At 71.8% G+C, this 14,467-nt stretch carries 19 protein-coding genes; 17 read left to right on the top strand and 2 right to left on the bottom strand.

Annotated features, from left to right (window positions below; translation table 11 throughout):
* The first annotated feature begins 16 nt into the window (after nt 1-16).
* Both F9288_RS03145 and dapF read left to right on the top strand, forming a co-directional pair.
* Nucleotides 17-484, top strand: a complete 468-nt coding sequence (locus F9288_RS03145) for a DUF6456 domain-containing protein (protein ID WP_174835223.1) — start codon at nt 17-19, stop codon at nt 482-484.
* A gap of 9 nt (nt 485-493) precedes the next feature.
* Nucleotides 494-1,438, top strand: a complete 945-nt coding sequence (dapF, locus tag F9288_RS03140) for a diaminopimelate epimerase (protein ID WP_174835222.1) — start codon at nt 494-496, stop codon at nt 1,436-1,438.
* A 10-nt stretch (nt 1,439-1,448) separates the two neighbouring features.
* On the opposite strand, the gene F9288_RS03135 is transcribed toward dapF, so the two are convergent.
* Nucleotides 1,449-3,233, bottom strand: a complete 1,785-nt coding sequence (locus F9288_RS03135; protein ID WP_174835221.1) for a chloride channel protein — start codon at nt 3,231-3,233, stop codon at nt 1,449-1,451.
* On the opposite strand from F9288_RS03135, the gene F9288_RS03130 reads away from it, so the two are divergent.
* Nucleotides 3,210-3,848: a hypothetical protein gene (locus F9288_RS03130; RefSeq protein WP_174835220.1), complete on the top strand. Its 639-nt coding sequence runs from the start codon at nt 3,210-3,212 to the stop codon at nt 3,846-3,848. The genes F9288_RS03135 and F9288_RS03130 overlap by 24 nt on opposite strands.
* A gap of 258 nt (nt 3,849-4,106) precedes the next feature.
* Here the strand turns inward: F9288_RS03130 and F9288_RS03125 are convergent, their stop codons facing one another.
* The gene (locus F9288_RS03125; protein ID WP_174835219.1) at nt 4,107-4,391 is read right to left on the bottom strand and encodes a GIY-YIG nuclease family protein; all 285 of its coding nucleotides are present in this window, start codon (nt 4,389-4,391) and stop codon (nt 4,107-4,109) included.
* A gap of 290 nt (nt 4,392-4,681) precedes the next feature.
* Between F9288_RS03125 and F9288_RS03120 the strand changes: the two genes are divergently transcribed.
* The 14 genes from F9288_RS03120 (at nt 4,682) to F9288_RS03055 (ending at nt 14,467) form a co-directional block, all read left to right on the top strand.
* A complete protein-coding gene (locus F9288_RS03120; RefSeq protein WP_174835218.1) occupies nt 4,682-5,173 on the top strand; it encodes a hypothetical protein in 492 nt (163 codons plus the stop codon).
* Nucleotides 5,174-5,262: 89 nt separating this feature from the next.
* Nucleotides 5,263-6,498: a DNA-packaging protein gene (locus F9288_RS03115; protein WP_174838808.1), complete on the top strand. Its 1,236-nt coding sequence runs from the start codon at nt 5,263-5,265 to the stop codon at nt 6,496-6,498.
* A gap of 122 nt (nt 6,499-6,620) precedes the next feature.
* Nucleotides 6,621-7,712, top strand: coding sequence for a phage portal protein (locus F9288_RS03110; protein WP_174835217.1), 1,092 nt, complete (start codon nt 6,621-6,623; stop codon nt 7,710-7,712).
* On the top strand, nt 7,709-8,002 hold the full coding sequence (locus F9288_RS03105; RefSeq protein ID WP_174835216.1) for a DUF6127 family protein: 294 nt from the start codon (nt 7,709-7,711) through the stop codon (nt 8,000-8,002). The genes F9288_RS03110 and F9288_RS03105 overlap by 4 nt, the downstream gene beginning before the upstream one ends.
* A complete protein-coding gene (locus F9288_RS03100; RefSeq protein WP_174835215.1) occupies nt 7,999-8,370 on the top strand; it encodes an HK97 family phage prohead protease in 372 nt (123 codons plus the stop codon). The genes F9288_RS03105 and F9288_RS03100 overlap by 4 nt, the downstream gene beginning before the upstream one ends.
* 79 nt (nt 8,371-8,449) lie before the next feature.
* Entirely contained in the window at nt 8,450-9,442 is a 993-nt protein-coding gene (locus F9288_RS03095) for a phage major capsid protein (RefSeq protein WP_254621175.1), read from the top strand.
* Between the two features lie 188 nt (nt 9,443-9,630).
* Nucleotides 9,631-10,182, top strand: coding sequence for a hypothetical protein (locus F9288_RS03090; RefSeq protein WP_174835212.1), 552 nt, complete (start codon nt 9,631-9,633; stop codon nt 10,180-10,182).
* Nucleotides 10,179-10,367: a hypothetical protein gene (locus tag F9288_RS03085; protein WP_174835211.1), complete on the top strand. Its 189-nt coding sequence runs from the start codon at nt 10,179-10,181 to the stop codon at nt 10,365-10,367. Before F9288_RS03090 ends, F9288_RS03085 begins: the two co-directional genes overlap by 4 nt.
* Nucleotides 10,364-10,753 (top strand): DUF3168 domain-containing protein, encoded by a 390-nt coding sequence (locus tag F9288_RS03080; RefSeq protein WP_174835210.1) that lies wholly within the window; start codon nt 10,364-10,366, stop codon nt 10,751-10,753. Before F9288_RS03085 ends, F9288_RS03080 begins: the two co-directional genes overlap by 4 nt.
* 2 nt (nt 10,754-10,755) lie before the next feature.
* Nucleotides 10,756-11,163 (top strand): phage major tail protein, TP901-1 family, encoded by a 408-nt coding sequence (locus tag F9288_RS03075; RefSeq protein WP_174835209.1) that lies wholly within the window; start codon nt 10,756-10,758, stop codon nt 11,161-11,163.
* Nucleotides 11,160-11,471, top strand: a complete 312-nt coding sequence (locus F9288_RS03070) for a gene transfer agent family protein (protein ID WP_174835208.1) — start codon at nt 11,160-11,162, stop codon at nt 11,469-11,471. The genes F9288_RS03075 and F9288_RS03070 overlap by 4 nt, the downstream gene beginning before the upstream one ends.
* A complete protein-coding gene (locus F9288_RS03065; RefSeq protein ID WP_174835207.1) occupies nt 11,468-11,665 on the top strand; it encodes a phage tail assembly chaperone in 198 nt (65 codons plus the stop codon). The genes F9288_RS03070 and F9288_RS03065 overlap by 4 nt, the downstream gene beginning before the upstream one ends.
* The gene (locus F9288_RS03060; RefSeq protein ID WP_174835206.1) at nt 11,658-12,212 is read left to right on the top strand and encodes a tail tape measure protein; all 555 of its coding nucleotides are present in this window, start codon (nt 11,658-11,660) and stop codon (nt 12,210-12,212) included. Before F9288_RS03065 ends, F9288_RS03060 begins: the two co-directional genes overlap by 8 nt.
* Entirely contained in the window at nt 12,212-14,467 is a 2,256-nt protein-coding gene (locus tag F9288_RS03055) for a DUF2460 domain-containing protein (protein ID WP_174835204.1), read from the top strand. Before F9288_RS03060 ends, F9288_RS03055 begins: the two co-directional genes overlap by 1 nt.

Below are 14,467 nucleotides of genomic sequence, written 5' to 3'. Positions count from 1 at the left end.
GAAATGGAGGAACCGGATGCGCGAACTGGTGGAACGGGCGATCGACGCGCAGGGGATTGCGCGCGGGCCGGCGCGGCGCGGCGGGCGCAGCGTGACGGTGAACCTCGCCGAATCGCCGCTGTCGTGGCTCGCCGCGCGCGGGCTGGTCGATGCGCGGCAATGCGAGGCGGGGGAGCGGCTGCGCGGCGATTACGAACGCGCGGCGATCGCCCCCGCGACGACGATGCGCTGGGGCGTGCAGCGGGTCGACGGCGGCGGCGGTGACGGCCTGGACCCGGCGACGGCGGGGATCGCGGCCAAGCGGCGCTTCGACGCGGCGATGGCCGGCGTGGGGCGCGGGCTATCCGACATTTTGTGGCGCATCGTCTGCGCCGGCGAGCGCCTGCCGGAAGCGGAGCGCGCGCTCGGCTGGCCGAGCCGCTCGGGCCGGCTGGTGCTGACGCTGGCGCTGGATCGGCTCGCGGATCACTATCGATTGCGCTAGAGCGGCGCGATGCGGTTCGAGATCGTCAAATGCCATGGGTCGGGAAACGATTTCCCGCTGATCGACGCGCGGGGGATCGCGCTGGACGACGCGCAATGGCCGGTGGTCGCGCGCGCGCTGGCCGACCGGCGCGGCGCGGTGGGCGGCGACGGGCTGCTGGTTTTGCAGGAGAATCACGGCCTCCTCCGATTCCGCATGTGGAACAGCGATGGCTCGGAGGCGGAGACGTGCCTCAACGGGGTGCGCTGTGTCGCGCGGATGGCGTTCGAGCGGCTGGGGATCGACCGCGCGACGCTGCACCTGATGCGTTCCACCGTCGAGGTGGCGCGCGAGCCGGACCTTGCGCCCGGCGTCTATACCGTGGGCGAGGTCGCCGGGCCGGCGGGGCTGGACGTCAACGAATGGCCGCTCCACGGCGAGGGGCATGAGATCGTCGCGCGCCCGATCGCGCGGCTCGATCCGGTGCTGGCCTTCACCGCCGTCGCCATGCCCAACCCGCATCTCGTGGCGTTCGTCGATGCGATCGACGAGGCGGCGCTGGTCCGCATCGGCACGATCTGCGAAGCCGCGCCGGACTGGCTGCCGAACCGCGCCAACGTGTCGTTCGTGCGGGTGCTCGGGCCGGAAGCGATCTTCGTGCGCACCTTCGAGCGCGGCGTCGGGCTGACCGACAGTTGCGGCAGCGCGATGGCGGCCTCCGCCTTCGCCGCCGCGCTGACCGGCCGCACCGAGTTCGCGCGCGAGGTGATGGTGCGCAACAAGGGCGGTCTGGTCATGGCGCGCGCCGAGGGTGACGGCATGGTGGCGCTGCGCGGCAATGCGACATGGGAATGGGAGGGCGCGGTGAGCGTCGATCCCGCGACCGGCATCGCCGGCGACCTGATCGTCGCGCGCCATTTCAACACTGAGATCGCGGCCTGGGCGGCGGTGGCGGAGGCGAGCGCGGCGGCGTGAGCCGATACGCTCATTCCTCGCCGAACAGCGCGCGTTGCGCCTTGTCCAGTTCCTCCGCGTAACGACGGCGGACATAGGTTTCGGTGACGATGCCGAGCACATGGCCGTCCGCGTCGAGCACCGCCAATTCGTCGGTGGCGGCGGTGTCGAACGCCTTCATCACCACGCCGAGATCCATGTCGGGCGACAGCGCCGCGTCGGTGGCGTGCGCGAGCGTCGCGGCCGGGGCCTCGCGGTCGACCCCCTCGGCGAAGGCGGCGGCGATGGTGACGACGCCGGCATAGCGCTCGTCCTCGCCGACCAGCACGACGCGGCTGGTCGCTCCGAGCGGGAAGCGGCGGCGAAGCTCCGCGATGGTGATCGCGGCGGGGGCGGTCGCCGCGCCGCGCCGCATCATCCGCCCGGCGGTGAGCGCCTTCATCCACCCCACGTCGCGCGCGCTCTTGATCGTCTCGCCGCGAAGGTGGAAGCGCCAGGTTGAGAATGAATATCCGAACAGTTCGCGCACGATCGTCGAGGAGACGAGCGAGGCGGCGAGGACCGCGCCGGTGAGGCTGAAGTTGCCGGTCGCCTCCAGCACCAGCATGGCCATCGTGAAGGGGCCGCCCACCACCGCCACCGCCAGCGCCGCCATCCCGACCAGCGCGGCATTGGCCGGATCGAGGATCGGGAAGCCGACCAGCAGCGCGAGGAAATCCGCGTACAGATGGCCGATCAGCGTGCCGAGGAACAGCGAGGCGAAGAACAAACCGCCGCGGAAGCCGAAGCCCAGCGACACGATCGAGGCGCAGCTCTTGGCCAGCAGCACCCCGGCGATGAACGCGACGGGCAGCGCCGACATCATGTCGATATGCAGCGCGCTGTGCCCGGCCGACAGCGCCTGCGGCGACCAGGCGGCGATCGGCACCAGCAGCAGCCCGCCGATCGCCGGCCGCGCCCAGCCCGGCAGCGACGCCCGCGCGCGCACCTCCACCAGCGTCACCGCGCGCATGATGAGGATGCCGTAGAGCGCGCAGATCGCGGCGAGCCCCGCGTACACCAGATAGCCGAAGGTGTGGATCGCCGGCCCCGGCTGGACATGGACGATATAGGGCACCTCGCCGAGCCGCTGCGACACCTGCGCCCCGGCCAGCGCGGCGGCGGCGACCGGGGCGATCGCGGCGGGGGTATAGGCGCCGATGACGATCTCGAACGCGTAGAAGGCCCCGGCGATCGGCGCGCCGAACGCCGCCGCGATCGCCGCCCCCGATCCCGCGCCGACCAGCACGCGCATGTCCGCCCGCCTGAGGCTGAGCCAGCGCCCGGCGAGCGAGCCGAACAGCCCGCCGACCTGCGCATAGGCCGCCTCCAGCCCAACCGACGCGCCCACCCCGTTCGACAGCATCGTCTGCCCGGCGATCACCCCGCTGTCCGCCTTGGACATGCGGCCGCCGTGGAGCGCGTTCGCCTCCACCGCGTCGACCAGCGGCCGCTTGCGCGCGCGCACCGCCCAGGTGAACAGCGCCAGCGCCGCGCCGCCCGCCGGCAGCACGAGCAGCCGCCACGGATCGAGCCACTCCGCCCCGCTCAACCGGACATCGGCGGGCAGGCCGTAGAGGATATGCTGGATCCCGCGCGCGATCCCGCCGATCAGCACTGTCGCCAGCCCCGCCGCCATGCCGGCGACGATGGCGAGCGCGATGAACGAGAATTCGCTGCCGCGCACCTTCTGCCGAAGCCAGCGCAGCCACGCCGGCACGCGGCGCAGCAGGCGCGGATTGGGATGGGGCAGATGAAGGTGCGGGACGGGACGCATCGGCCGAATGGCATGGCGCGGGTGGGTGAAGATGTCACGCGCGATGTGGGAGGGGCGATGATCGCGGCGGTGACGGAATGGCGGAAAGCGGGCGGTCCACCCCGTTCCGTCACCCCAGCGAAAGCTGGGATCTCAAGCCGCAGGCGATGCGGCGGGCAATCGCACCTCGATGGCGATGCCAGCTTTCGCTGGCATGACAGATTGGGCGCACTGGGGCGTGAACCAAATAGAGGCAAATCGCTTGAAAGCGCGATGCTGCTTATGGCCGTACCGCTTGCGGGGCGGCCTGAGATGGCGCACAGAAGGACAATGCGAAACTACGATTGGACGTTGGCAGCCTTCCGCTCGCGCTTCTTCTATCTGATTTACGCTATTCCCATGATCTTCATCGGTCCATTTGCCTATATCCCTTGGGGCATGGGTGGCGAACTGTTCGGCAATCTCTGGCGGTTTTATTACAATCTGGCAGGTGGCAATTGGATCGCTGCCTTTTGGGGCGCATTGCTCTTGCTCATTTTTCTGCCTCTATATCTGATCCCATTATGGGTTTTGATCGAAGGCGTGGCGTTTTTGCAGCGTCGCGGCTTTCTGCCTCATCACCATGGGGCCGAATGACAAACCACCACAGAACTCTGCACCGCTGACAAGACTCAGCTATACGAACATCTGCACGCCGAAGGGTCGGCCACGATTGAGAAGGCGGCTCAGAAAGCAGTGGCGCGACCCGGAGTGCCCACATGGGGTGATTGCCCGTAGGATTGCTGACGCGTCCGCTATCGGAACTTGTCGAGAGCGATTGAATGGCAGAAATTGGGGGCGTTAGCCGACGTCGCTCCCTTTCCGTCACCCCAGCGGAAGCTGGGGTCGCGTGCCTCAGGCGATGTGATCGAACAGGTCATTCCATTGAGGATTCGTCGCCTCGATCAACTCCACTTTCCACGCCCGTTTCCATGCCTTGAGTGCCTTTTCCCGCGCGATCGCGCCTTCGATCGTATCGTGCGGCTCGGCAAGGACGAGACGGGTGAGGCCATAGCGGCGACAGAATGACGGGCCGCTCCCTCGGCGATGCTGGTCGATACGCTCCGCGAGCCGTGTCATGACGCCGATATACAGGACGCCGCCCGGCCGGTTGGTCATGATGTACGTCCAGCCGCTCATGCGGTGATCGTATCGCGTATCGAGGGCGATGCCAGCTTTCGCTGGCATGACGGGATACTGGCATGGCGGGATTGGGAAGGCGTTTACCCACGCAAACCAAATAGGCACAAAACGCTTGACAGCGCGACGCTGTTTGGGTACATAACGGGAACGCTGACGAATTGCGACTCGGGGCCGGCGGGCGGCTTCCGGTGGCGCGTGTCGGCGGGGGACGGGCCGGTGCGCGCGGACGGGGAGTCACGCTGCGCCCGGCCCGTCTCCGTTTCGGGGTTCGGGCGGGAGAAGCGGACATGGACATGAAAGCGGCGCGGAAGGAAGCCGGGGGCGATCCACGGCGCTGGCCGGCGGCGGATCGCGAGGCGTTCCTCGATCATCTCGCGGCGACCTGCAATGTGAAGACGGCGGCGGCGGCGGGCGGCGTGACGGGGCAGACCGCGCTCAGATGGCGCCGCCACGACCCGGACTTCGCGCAGGCGTGGAGTGAGGCGCTGGCGCTCGGCTATGAGATGCTGGAGACGCGGCTGGTCGGCCATGCGCTCGCCGGGGAGCGGGGCGGGACGCTGGCGGGCGACGATGACGGCGCGCTCCCGCCGGTCGCGGTCGAGCTGGCGCTCAAGCTGCTGACCTATCATCGCAACGCGCCCGGCAAGCCGCATCGGCGCACCGGCCCGAAACGCGCCTATGCCGAGAAGGACGACAGCGACCGCGCGATCCTCGCCAAGCTGGCGCAGATCGAGAAGGCGCGCGCGAAACGCGCCGCCGCGCCGGGCGCGGGCAAGTGACGCGGCGGGGATATGTCGACCCCACCGCCGAGATCGTCGACCGCCTGATCGCGCTGCCGGAACGCGCGCGTCTCGCCGCGATCCGCGCGATGACGCCCGCGCAGCGGCGCGAGTTCCGCGATCGCTGGGCGGCGTGGGCGCATGACGGGCAATATGCGCCGCCGGGCGACTGGCGGGTGTGGCTGATCCGCGCCGGGCGCGGCTTCGGCAAGACGCGCGCCGGGGCGGAATGGGTCGGCGCGCTGGCGCGCTCGACGCCGGAGGCGCGGATCGCGTTGGTCGGCGCGACGGTGGACGACGTGCGGCAGGTGATGGTCGAGGGGCCGAGCGGCCTCATCGCGCTGGCGCATGAGGGCGAGCCGCTGGAATGGCAGGTGACGGCGGGCGTGCTGCGCTGGCCGAACGGGGCGAGCGCGACGGTCTATGCCGCGACCGTGCCGGAGAAACTGCGCGGGCCGGAGCATCATGCCGCGTGGTGCGACGAGCTGGGCAAATGGGCGCGCGGCGGCGAGGCGGCGTGGGACAACCTCATGCTGACGATGCGGCTGGGCAAGCGGCCGCGCGTGCTGGTGACGACCACGCCGCGCCCGACGCGGCTGATGCGGCGCGTGATGGCGCTGCCCGGCGTGGTCGAGACGCGCGGGGCGACGGCGGACAATCCGCACCTGCCGGAGAGCTTCGTCGCGGCGATGGCGGAGAGCTATGGCGGGACGATGCTCGGGCGGCAGGAGCTGGAGGGCGAGCTGATCGACGAGGTGGCCGGCGCGCTGTGGACGCGCGGGCTGATCGAGGCGCGGCGCGTGGCGCTGGTGCCCGATGCGGTGCGCGTGGTGGTGGGCGTCGATCCGCCAGCGGGCGTGGGCGGCGACGCCTGCGGCATCGTCGCGGTGGCGCTGGGCGCGGACGGGCGCGGCTATGTGCTGGAGGACGCCAGCGTCTCGGGCGCGACGCCGGAAGGCTGGGCGCGCGCGGTGGCGGCCTGCGCCGGGCGGCGCGGGGCGGACCGCGTGGTGGCGGAGAAGAACCAGGGCGGGGAGATGGTGCGCTCGACCCTGCTCGCCGCCGATGCGGTGCTGCCGGTGAAGCTGGTCCACGCCAGCCGGGGCAAGGCGGCGCGGGCGGAGCCGGTCGCCGCGCTCTACGAGGCGGGGAAGGCGTGGCACGTCGGCGCGTTTCCGGCGCTGGAGGACGAGTTGTGCGGGCTGTCGGCGGGCGGTGGCTATGAGGGGCCGGGGCGCTCGCCGGATCGCGCGGACGCCCTGGTGTGGGCGCTGACCGAGCTGATGCTCGGGCGGCGCGACGTGGCGGGGGTGCGGGGGTTGTGATGCCTCGCGTGGCCGGCGCCGCCTGTTTGTCGTCATGCCGGATCAGGTCCGGCATGACGAAGCTCTGTCCATTGTAACGCCCGATCGGCGAGACTGGAATTTCTCTCCCATAGGAGACTGACATGAAATTGTTCGGCTGGAAGGCCGGGCGCGAGGGGTCGCGTCCGGCCCTGTCGCGCGCGGGCGCGTATTTCAACGAGGCGGGGCGCTGGCCGCAGGGTTACGAGGCGCAGGTGCGCGCCGGCTATTGCGGCAATGCGATTGCCCAGCGCGCGGTGAAGCTGGTGGCGGAGAGCGTCGGCGGGGCGCCGCTCGACGGTTCGCCGGAACTGGTGGCGCTCGTCACCGCGCGGGTCGCGGGGGAGCGGCTGGCCGGGGTGGTCGCGGCGCAACTGCTGCTCCACGGCAATGCCTTCGTGCAGGTGCTGCGCGACGCGGACGGCGGGGTGGCGGAGCTTTATCCGCTGCGGCCGGAGCGGGTTTCCGTCGAGCTGGACGCGGGCGGGTGGCCGGCGGGCTATGCCTATCGCGTCGGCGGGCGGGCAACGCGGCTGACCGACGAGGAGGTGATCCATATCCGTGGCTTCAATCCGGTGGACGATCATTACGGGCTGGGCTGCCTCGGCGCGGCTTCCGGGGCGATCGCGATCCACAATGCGGCGACGGCGTGGAACAAGGCGCTGCTCGACAATGCGGCGCGGCCGTCCGGCGCGCTGGTCTATGATCCCGGCGACGGCTCGGCGATGTCGGCGGAGCAGTTCCGCCGGCTGAAGGAGGAGATGGAGGCGGGCTTCGCCGGCGCGGGCAACGCCGGGCGGCCGATGCTGCTGGAGGGCGGGCTGAAGTGGCAGGCGCTGAGCCTCTCGCCCGCCGACATGGATTTCGTCGGGTTGAAGGCGGCGGCGGCGCGCGAGATCGCGATGGCGTTCGGTGTGCCGCCGATGCTGCTCGGGCTGCCGGGCGATGCGACCTATGCCAATTACAAGGAGGCCAATCGCGCGCTCTGGCGGCTCTCCGTGCTGCCGATGGCGGACGCGGTGCTCGGCGCATTGGTCGCCGGGCTGGCGCGGTGGTTCCCGGACGGGCGGGTGGAGATCGACCTCGATCGCGTGCCGGCGCTGGTCGAGGATCGCGAGCGGCTGTGGCGGATGGTCTCGGCGGCGGACTTCATCACCGACGAGGAGAAGCGCCAGATGGTCGGGTGGTCGCAATGAGCGCGGGCATCCTGGCGCAACTGATCGCGCAAGGGTCGGCGGGCGGCGCGGACCTCGCGACGCTGCGCGCGATCGCGGAAGAAGCGGGCGAGCTGGCCGCGACGCGGGCGCTGACCCGGCTCGGTCTCGCGGACGACGAGGCGGTGCGCGACGTGGCGGAGCTGCGCGCGCTGCTGACGGCGTGGCGCGATGCGAAGCGCAGCGCGTGGAAGGCGCTGGCGGGGTGGATCGCGGCGGCGCTGCTGGCGGCGCTCGCGGTGAAACTGGGGTTCGGCCAGTGGGTGCGGTGACGCGCATCCGGGGCCATGCCGCCGTCTATGACCGGGTGGACCGCGCGGGCGACGTGATCCGGCGCGGCGCTTTCGGCGCGCCCGTCGCGGTGCCGCTGCTGATGCAGCATCGCGGGGCGCCGGTCGGCACGATCGAGGCGATCGGCGAGGATGCGCGCGGGCTGTGGATCGCGGCGACGGTGGACGATGCGGCGGCGGCGCGGCTGGTGCGCGGCGGGGCGCTCCCCGGCCTGTCGGTGGGATACCGCCCGGTCAGGACGCGGCAGGGCGCGTGGCGCGAGATCCTCGCGGCCGAGCTGGTCGAGGTGAGCCTCGTCGCGCAGCCGGCGCAGGCGCTCGCGCGGGTGGAGACGATTTCGGACAATTGAGATCGGGGACGGTCCCCGATCCTTTCACCGGGCGCGTTCGCGCGGCCGGAACGTGGAGGTGTGCATGGGTGAGATGGTGATGGCGCGTCCGGTGCTCGAAGGCGCGGCGGCGAAGGTGGGGAGCCGCGCGTTCGCCGGCTATGTCCGCAGCGGCGCGACGCTGGAGATGAAGGCGTTCAGCGGCGTCTCCGGCGACAGCGGCGGCTATGCCGTGCCGCGGGAGATCGATGCGGTGATCGACGCGACGCTGAAGGCGGCCTCGCCGATCCGCGCGATCGCCAATGTGGTGAAGGTGGGGTCGGCGGGCTATCGCAAGCTGGTCACGACCGGCGGCACGCCCTCGGGCTGGTCGGCGGAGAATGGCGCGCGGGCCGAGACGGCGACGCCGACCTTCGTGGAGATCGCGCCGGCGATGGGCGAGCTCTACGCCAATCCCAGCGCGACGCAGGCGATGCTGGACGACGCGCATTTCGATGTCGAGGAATGGCTCGCCGGGGAAATTGCGGCGGAGTTCGCCAAGGCGGAAGGCGCGGCCTTCGTCAACGGCAACGGGACCAACCGGCCCAAGGGCTTCCTGCAGTCGCCGACCGCCGCCACGACGGATGCGGCACGCGCGTTCGGCACGCTGCAATATGTGCCGGCCGGCGCGGCGGGCGATTTCTCGGCCAACCCGCAGGAGCGGCTGATCGACCTGGTGCAGAGCCTGCGCGCCCCGTACCGTCAAGGCGCGGCCTTCGTGATGAACGCCGCCACGCTGGCGCGCATCCGCAAGTTCAAGACCAGCGACGGCGCGTTCATCTGGCAGCCGGGGCTGGCGGAGGGCCAGCCGGCGACCTTGCTCGGTTACCCGGTGATCGAGGCGGAGGACATGCCGGATATCGCCGCCAACTCGCTGTCGATCGCCTTCGGCAATTTCCGCGCCGGCTATCTGATCGCGGAGCGCAGCGAGACGGCGATCCTGCGCGATCCGTACAGCAACAAGCCGTTCGTCGGCTTCTATGCGACGAAGCGGATCGGCGGGTGCGTCTCGAACAGCGAGGCGATCAAGCTGATGAAGTTCGCGGCGAGCTGAGCCTCGATTCGCGCAAGCAGATCGAGGACGCGGCGCGGCCGGGCGGCTTCCCATCGAAGTAATATTTCGATGGGGCCGCAGTGGCGGGGGCGCAACGCGCCTCCGTCCGACGGCCGGGCCATAACCTGCCGGCGACGGAGAAAAGATATGACGACAATGACGACCGGCGCCGCGCGCCGGGGCGGCCGATGAGCGCCGCCCCGATCCCCGCCGCCGCGATCGATGCGGCGGTGGCGGAGGCGCGGGATTTCCTGCGCGATCCGGGCGGGGGGGAACAGGCGCTGCTGGAGCGGCTCGCGGCGAGCGCGCTGCTGCTCGGCGAGGCGTTCACCGGCACCTTGCTGATCCGCCGCACGGTGGAGGATGTGCTGCCGGCGTCGGCCGAATGGCGGATGCTGGCGGAAGCGCCGGTGAGCGCGATCGCCGGGATCACCGGCCTGCCGGCGGAGGGCGCGCCCTTCGTGCTGCCGGCCGAGGGCTATGCGATCGATATCGACGGCGGCGGGCGCGGCTGGGTGCGCGTGATGCAGCCGGGCAGCGCCGGGCGCGTGGCGGTGAGCTACACCGCCGGGCTGGCCGGCGACTGGGCGAGCCTGCCCGCGCCATTGGCGCAGGGCGTGGTCGCGCTGGTCGCGCATCTGTTCGAGGATCGCGGGCGGGCGGGCCAGCCGCCGGCGGCGGTGGCGGCGCTGTGGCGGCCGTATCGCCGGCTGCGGCTGTCGGCGGAGCGGCGGGCATGACGCGCGGCGAGGCAATCGCGGCGCGGATCGGGGCGGCGCGCGCCTCGCAGGTCGCGGGGCGGCTGGCGGCGGCGGTGCGCGAGGCGCTTCCCGATGCGCGGGTGTCGCGCGACGGCAACGCGGTGATGATCGTCGCGCGCGGCGCGCTCTCGCGGCTGCGCTGGCCGGGAGGGCTGGTGCGATGAGCGCGCAGGAGGTGACGCAGGCGGCGGCGATCGCCGCGTTGCGCGCGGCGCTGGGCGAGGTGGCGGTGTTCGATGCGCCGCCGGTCCGCTCGGCGCTGCCGCATGTCGTGGTCGAGCCGGTGCTGCTGGTCGACTGGAGCGCGAAGGACTGGCGCGGGCGCGAGGGGCGCATCACCGTCTCCGCCTACGACGGCGGGGAGCGGCCGGCGCGGCTGCGCGCGCTGGCCGGCGCGATCGAGGATGCGGTGGAGGCGATGCCGGCCGATCTCGGCGCGGGCTGGCGGCTCGTCTCGGCGCGGCTGGCGCGCAGCCGCATCGCGCGCGCCTCGGGCGAGCGCTGGGTGGCGACGAGCGAGTTCGTCGCGCGGATCTATCGGGAGAATTGACGATGGCGGTGGAGAAAGGGAGCGCGTTCCTGCTCAAGGTGGGCGACGGGGGCAGCCCGGTCGCGTGGCAGACGGTGGCGGGGATGCGCACGACGCAGATGAGCGTCAGCGGCGAGGCGGTGGCGATCACCAGCAAGGATTCGGGCGGGTGGCGCGAATTGCTGTCCGGCGCGGGGGTGCGCAGCGTCAGCGTCTCGGCGGCGGGGGTGTTCACCGGATCGGCGGCGGAGGCGCGGGTGAAGGCCAATGCGCTTGCCGGGGTGATCGACGATTACCGCCTGACCTTCGAGGGCGGGGAGACGATGACCGGGCGGTTCCTCGTCACCAAGCTGGAATATGCCGGGGATTTCAACGGCGAGCGTTCGTACACGCTGGCGCTGGAAAGCTCCGGCGCGGTGGTGGCGGCATGAGCGCGGCGAATCCGGCGCGCGGCGAGGCGGCGATCCGCGTCGCGGGCGAGATGCTCGTGCTGCGGCCGACGTTCGCGGCGCTGGTGGCGGCGGAGCAGGAACTGGGGCCGCTGTTCGCGCTGGTCGAGCGGGCGGCGTCGGGCGGGCTGGCGCTGGGCGAGATGGTGGCGCTGTTCTGGCACTGCCTGCGCGAGCGGCCCGAGGGGCTGACCCGCGACGCGCTGGGCGAGGGGGTCGCGGCCGGCGGGCTGGCGGCGACGACGCCCGCGCTCAAGGCGCTGCTCGGGCAGATTCTCGGCGGACGGTGAATTTCGCTGAGAGCGCCGCCCGGCTCGCCGGGCTGGCGGGGGTGGCGTTCGGCTGGTCGCCGGACGTCTTCTGGCGCGCGACCCCGGCGGAGCTTGGCGCACTGGTGCGCGCGGCGGCGGGTGACAGCGCGGATGGCGCGCCGCCCGACGCGGCGGCGATCGCGCGATTGAGGGAGATGTTTCCCGATGGATGAGGAAATCGAACGGCTGGTGGTGAGCGTCCGCGCCGACACCGCCGGTTTCGCGCGCGACGTGGGCGCGATGCGCGGCGAGCTGGAAGGCCCGCTGGCGAACGGCGCGGACCGCGCGGGGCGGGCGATCGAGAACACTTTGCTGCGCGCGGTGCGCAACGGCAAGCTCGGCTTCGAGGATCTGAAGAAGGTCGCGCTCTCGGTGATGGCGGAGATCGCGGCCTCGGCGCTGCGGGCGGGGATCGAGCGGATCACCGGCGGCGGGCTGGATCTCGCGGGCGGGATCGCGGGCGTCCTCGGCCTGCCGGGGCGGGCGACCGGCGGGCCGGTGTCGCCTTCGCGGCCCTATTGGGTCGGCGAGCGCGGGCCGGAACTGTTCGTGCCGACCGCGAGCGGCTCGATCGCGCCGGTGGCGGCGGGCGGCGGGCGCGACGTGCGGGTGGCGATCACGATCAACGCCGCCGCCGACGCCGCGCCGGGCGCGCTCGCGAAATCGAGCCGGCAGGTGGCGCGCGCGGTGCGCGCCGCGCTTGAGGGGGCGAGCGACTGATGGGGCATTGGCTGTGCGCCGCGCGGCGGCATCAGGCGGCGGGGACGATCTCGCGCTTCGACCCGCGTTTCTGGACGGTGAACTTCCCACGCCCGATGATGGCGGCGGTGACGACCACCGCACCGGACGCGCTGCGGGTGGATTGCGCTTTCTATCGCCAGGACGATCTCGCCGGGCTGATCTGGGAGGCGGAGGATCGCCATGACCACCCGCTGCTGAAATATGAGACGGCGCGCGATTTCCGCGACTGCCGGCTGTCGTTCCGCTGGCACTCCGGCCGGGTGCGGGCGCTGGACGCGATCAACGGCCCGGTGCTGACGATCGAGGGGCGCGACGCTTCGGGCGCGGCGCGGTCGTGGTACGTCAGGCTGTGGAATTACGCGACCGGCTCGCCGGAGGATGCGCTGGTCTCGATCGATTTCGCGAGCGTGACCGGCGGCTGGTCGCTGCCGGAGGAGGCGGACCCGGTGTGGGCGGGGGACATCGACCGGATGTTCGTCTCGCTGGTGCCGCCGGATTACAGCGCGACCGACGCGCCGCTCGCCGCGCCGGGCGAGGGCTGGGCGGAGATGAGCGCGATCCGCTGCGACGGGCCGGGCGCGGTGATCGCGATCGGCGAGGTTATCGTGCCGGAACACGGCGTCGGCGTCGCGGGCGGCTATGACGACAGCTATAACCTGACGCCGGCGCGGCTGCTGCGGAATGCGCTGCATCTCGGCTATCGCGGGCGGATCGTCCATTATGTCGGGATGAGCCATTATTTCCGGCTCGATGCCGGGAAGGTGAGCCTCGGCGGCGGGGTGCTCAATGCCCCCTGCGCGGCGTGGCATCGCGATTTCGCGGCGCGGGCGCGGGAGCTTGGCTATGAGATCGTCTGGTCGCTGAGCTATGAGCTGCTCGACGCGCATTGCCCGGAGGAATGGAAGCAGCGCGCGGCGGACGGCGCCCCCGCGCTGGCCGGCTGGTCGCCGCCCTCCACCTTGCTGTCGCCGACGCATGAAGGGGCGATGGCGTATCTCCGGGCGGTGGCGAAGGCGTTCGTGGCGATCGGCGTCGCGGCGGGGCTGGAGGCGAAGTTCCAGGTCGGCGAGCCGTGGTGGTGGATCATGCCGGACGGGCGGCCGTGCCTCTATGACGCGAGCGCCGTCGCGGCCTTCGCGCCGGCGCCGATCGCCTCGATCCGGGGCGGCAGGAGCGCGCCGGAGATCACGACGCTCGATGCGGCGGGGGCGGCGCTGGCGGCGTCGACGGCGGCGCTAGTGGCGGCGGTGCGCGAGGTGGCGGCGGGGTGCGAGACGTATCTGCTCGCCTATCTGCCGACGGTGCTCGATGCGGGCGCGCCGGAGGCGAAGCGGGCGAACCTGCCGCTCGGCTGGGCTTCCCCGGCGTTCGATGTGCTCCAGCTCGAGGATTACGACTGGGTGACGGCAGGCGACACCGCTTCGTCGCGTGATGGCGCGCGGGCGGCGGGGGAGCGGCTCGGCTATCCGGCGGAGCGGCAGGAATATCTCGCCGGCTTCGTGCTGGATGCGGAGGATGCCGCGCAATGGCGGCTGATCGACGCGGCGGCGGAGACCGCACGGCGGCGGGGGGTGCGCCGCGCTTACTTCTGGGCCTTGCCGCAGGTGATGCGCGACGGGCTGGTGCATTGGGATGAGGAGGAGGATGTGACCGCGTTCGATGACGTGCTGTTCCCGCTCGCGCTGGGCCGCGAGGCGGAGGTGGCGCCGGAATTCTCCACCACGATCGTCACCAGCGCGGGCGGTCGCGAGACGCGCAACGTCGCGTGGGAGGAAGCGCGCACCCGCTATGATGTCGGGCCGGGGGTGAGGAGCGAGGCGGATATCCGCGCCTTGCTCGATTTCTTCCGCGCGCGGAGCGGGCCGGCACGCGGCTTCCGCCTGCGCGATCCGTTCGATGCGGCGGCGGCGGACGAGGCGATCGGGACGGGCGACGGCATCGCCCGCCGCTTCGCGCTGATGAAGCATTATGGCGCGGCGACGCGGCGGATCACGCGGCCGGTGGCGGGGAGCGTATCGGTGAAGGTGGACGGCGTGGCGACCGCCGCTTTCTCGCTGGAAGAAGGTGGAATGGTGGTGCTGGACGCTGCGCCGGAAGCGGGGGCGGCCGTCACCGCGTCGTTCGCGTTCGACGTACCGGTGCGCTTCGGCGAGGACCGGCTGACCGTGACCCGCGCGACCTTCCTTGCCGGGGCGGCGCCGTCCGTTCCGCTGGTCGAGATCAGGGAGGCGTGA

It is taken from the genome of Sphingomonas sp. CL5.1 (genome assembly GCF_013344685.1).
Taxonomy (GTDB): Bacteria; Pseudomonadota; Alphaproteobacteria; order Sphingomonadales; family Sphingomonadaceae; genus Sphingomonas.
Note: the sequence above shows the minus strand (reverse complement) of the source record. Positions and strands in the feature narration are given on the sequence as shown.

Excerpts from the sequence above, each read along its gene's own strand:
- F9288_RS03105 (WP_174835216.1), top strand. The coding sequence starts at position 7,709 with ATGAGCGCGGGCATCCTGGCGCAACTGATCGCGCAAGGGTCGGCGGGC.
- F9288_RS03130 (WP_174835220.1), top strand. The coding sequence starts at position 3,210 with ATGAAGGTGCGGGACGGGACGCATCGGCCGAATGGCATGGCGCGGGTG.
- F9288_RS03120 (WP_174835218.1), top strand. The coding sequence starts at position 4,682 with ATGGACATGAAAGCGGCGCGGAAGGAAGCCGGGGGCGATCCACGGCGC.
- F9288_RS03060 (WP_174835206.1), top strand. The coding sequence starts at position 11,658 with ATGGATGAGGAAATCGAACGGCTGGTGGTGAGCGTCCGCGCCGACACC.
- F9288_RS03125 (WP_174835219.1), bottom strand. The coding sequence starts at position 4,391 with ATGAGCGGCTGGACGTACATCATGACCAACCGGCCGGGCGGCGTCCTG.
- F9288_RS03110 (WP_174835217.1), top strand. The coding sequence starts at position 6,621 with ATGAAATTGTTCGGCTGGAAGGCCGGGCGCGAGGGGTCGCGTCCGGCC.
- F9288_RS03090 (WP_174835212.1), top strand. The coding sequence starts at position 9,631 with ATGAGCGCCGCCCCGATCCCCGCCGCCGCGATCGATGCGGCGGTGGCG.
- F9288_RS03080 (WP_174835210.1), top strand. The coding sequence starts at position 10,364 with ATGAGCGCGCAGGAGGTGACGCAGGCGGCGGCGATCGCCGCGTTGCGC.
- dapF (WP_174835222.1), top strand. The coding sequence starts at position 494 with ATGCGGTTCGAGATCGTCAAATGCCATGGGTCGGGAAACGATTTCCCG.
- F9288_RS03135 (WP_174835221.1), bottom strand. The coding sequence starts at position 3,233 with ATGCGTCCCGTCCCGCACCTTCATCTGCCCCATCCCAATCCGCGCCTG.
- F9288_RS03070 (WP_174835208.1), top strand. The coding sequence starts at position 11,160 with ATGAGCGCGGCGAATCCGGCGCGCGGCGAGGCGGCGATCCGCGTCGCG.
- F9288_RS03145 (WP_174835223.1), top strand. The coding sequence starts at position 17 with ATGCGCGAACTGGTGGAACGGGCGATCGACGCGCAGGGGATTGCGCGC.
- F9288_RS03095 (WP_254621175.1), top strand. The coding sequence starts at position 8,450 with ATGGCGCGTCCGGTGCTCGAAGGCGCGGCGGCGAAGGTGGGGAGCCGC.
- F9288_RS03075 (WP_174835209.1), top strand. The coding sequence starts at position 10,756 with ATGGCGGTGGAGAAAGGGAGCGCGTTCCTGCTCAAGGTGGGCGACGGG.
- F9288_RS03115 (WP_174838808.1), top strand. The coding sequence starts at position 5,263 with ATGACGCCCGCGCAGCGGCGCGAGTTCCGCGATCGCTGGGCGGCGTGG.
- F9288_RS03055 (WP_174835204.1), top strand. The coding sequence starts at position 12,212 with ATGGGGCATTGGCTGTGCGCCGCGCGGCGGCATCAGGCGGCGGGGACG.
- F9288_RS03085 (WP_174835211.1), top strand. The coding sequence starts at position 10,179 with ATGACGCGCGGCGAGGCAATCGCGGCGCGGATCGGGGCGGCGCGCGCC.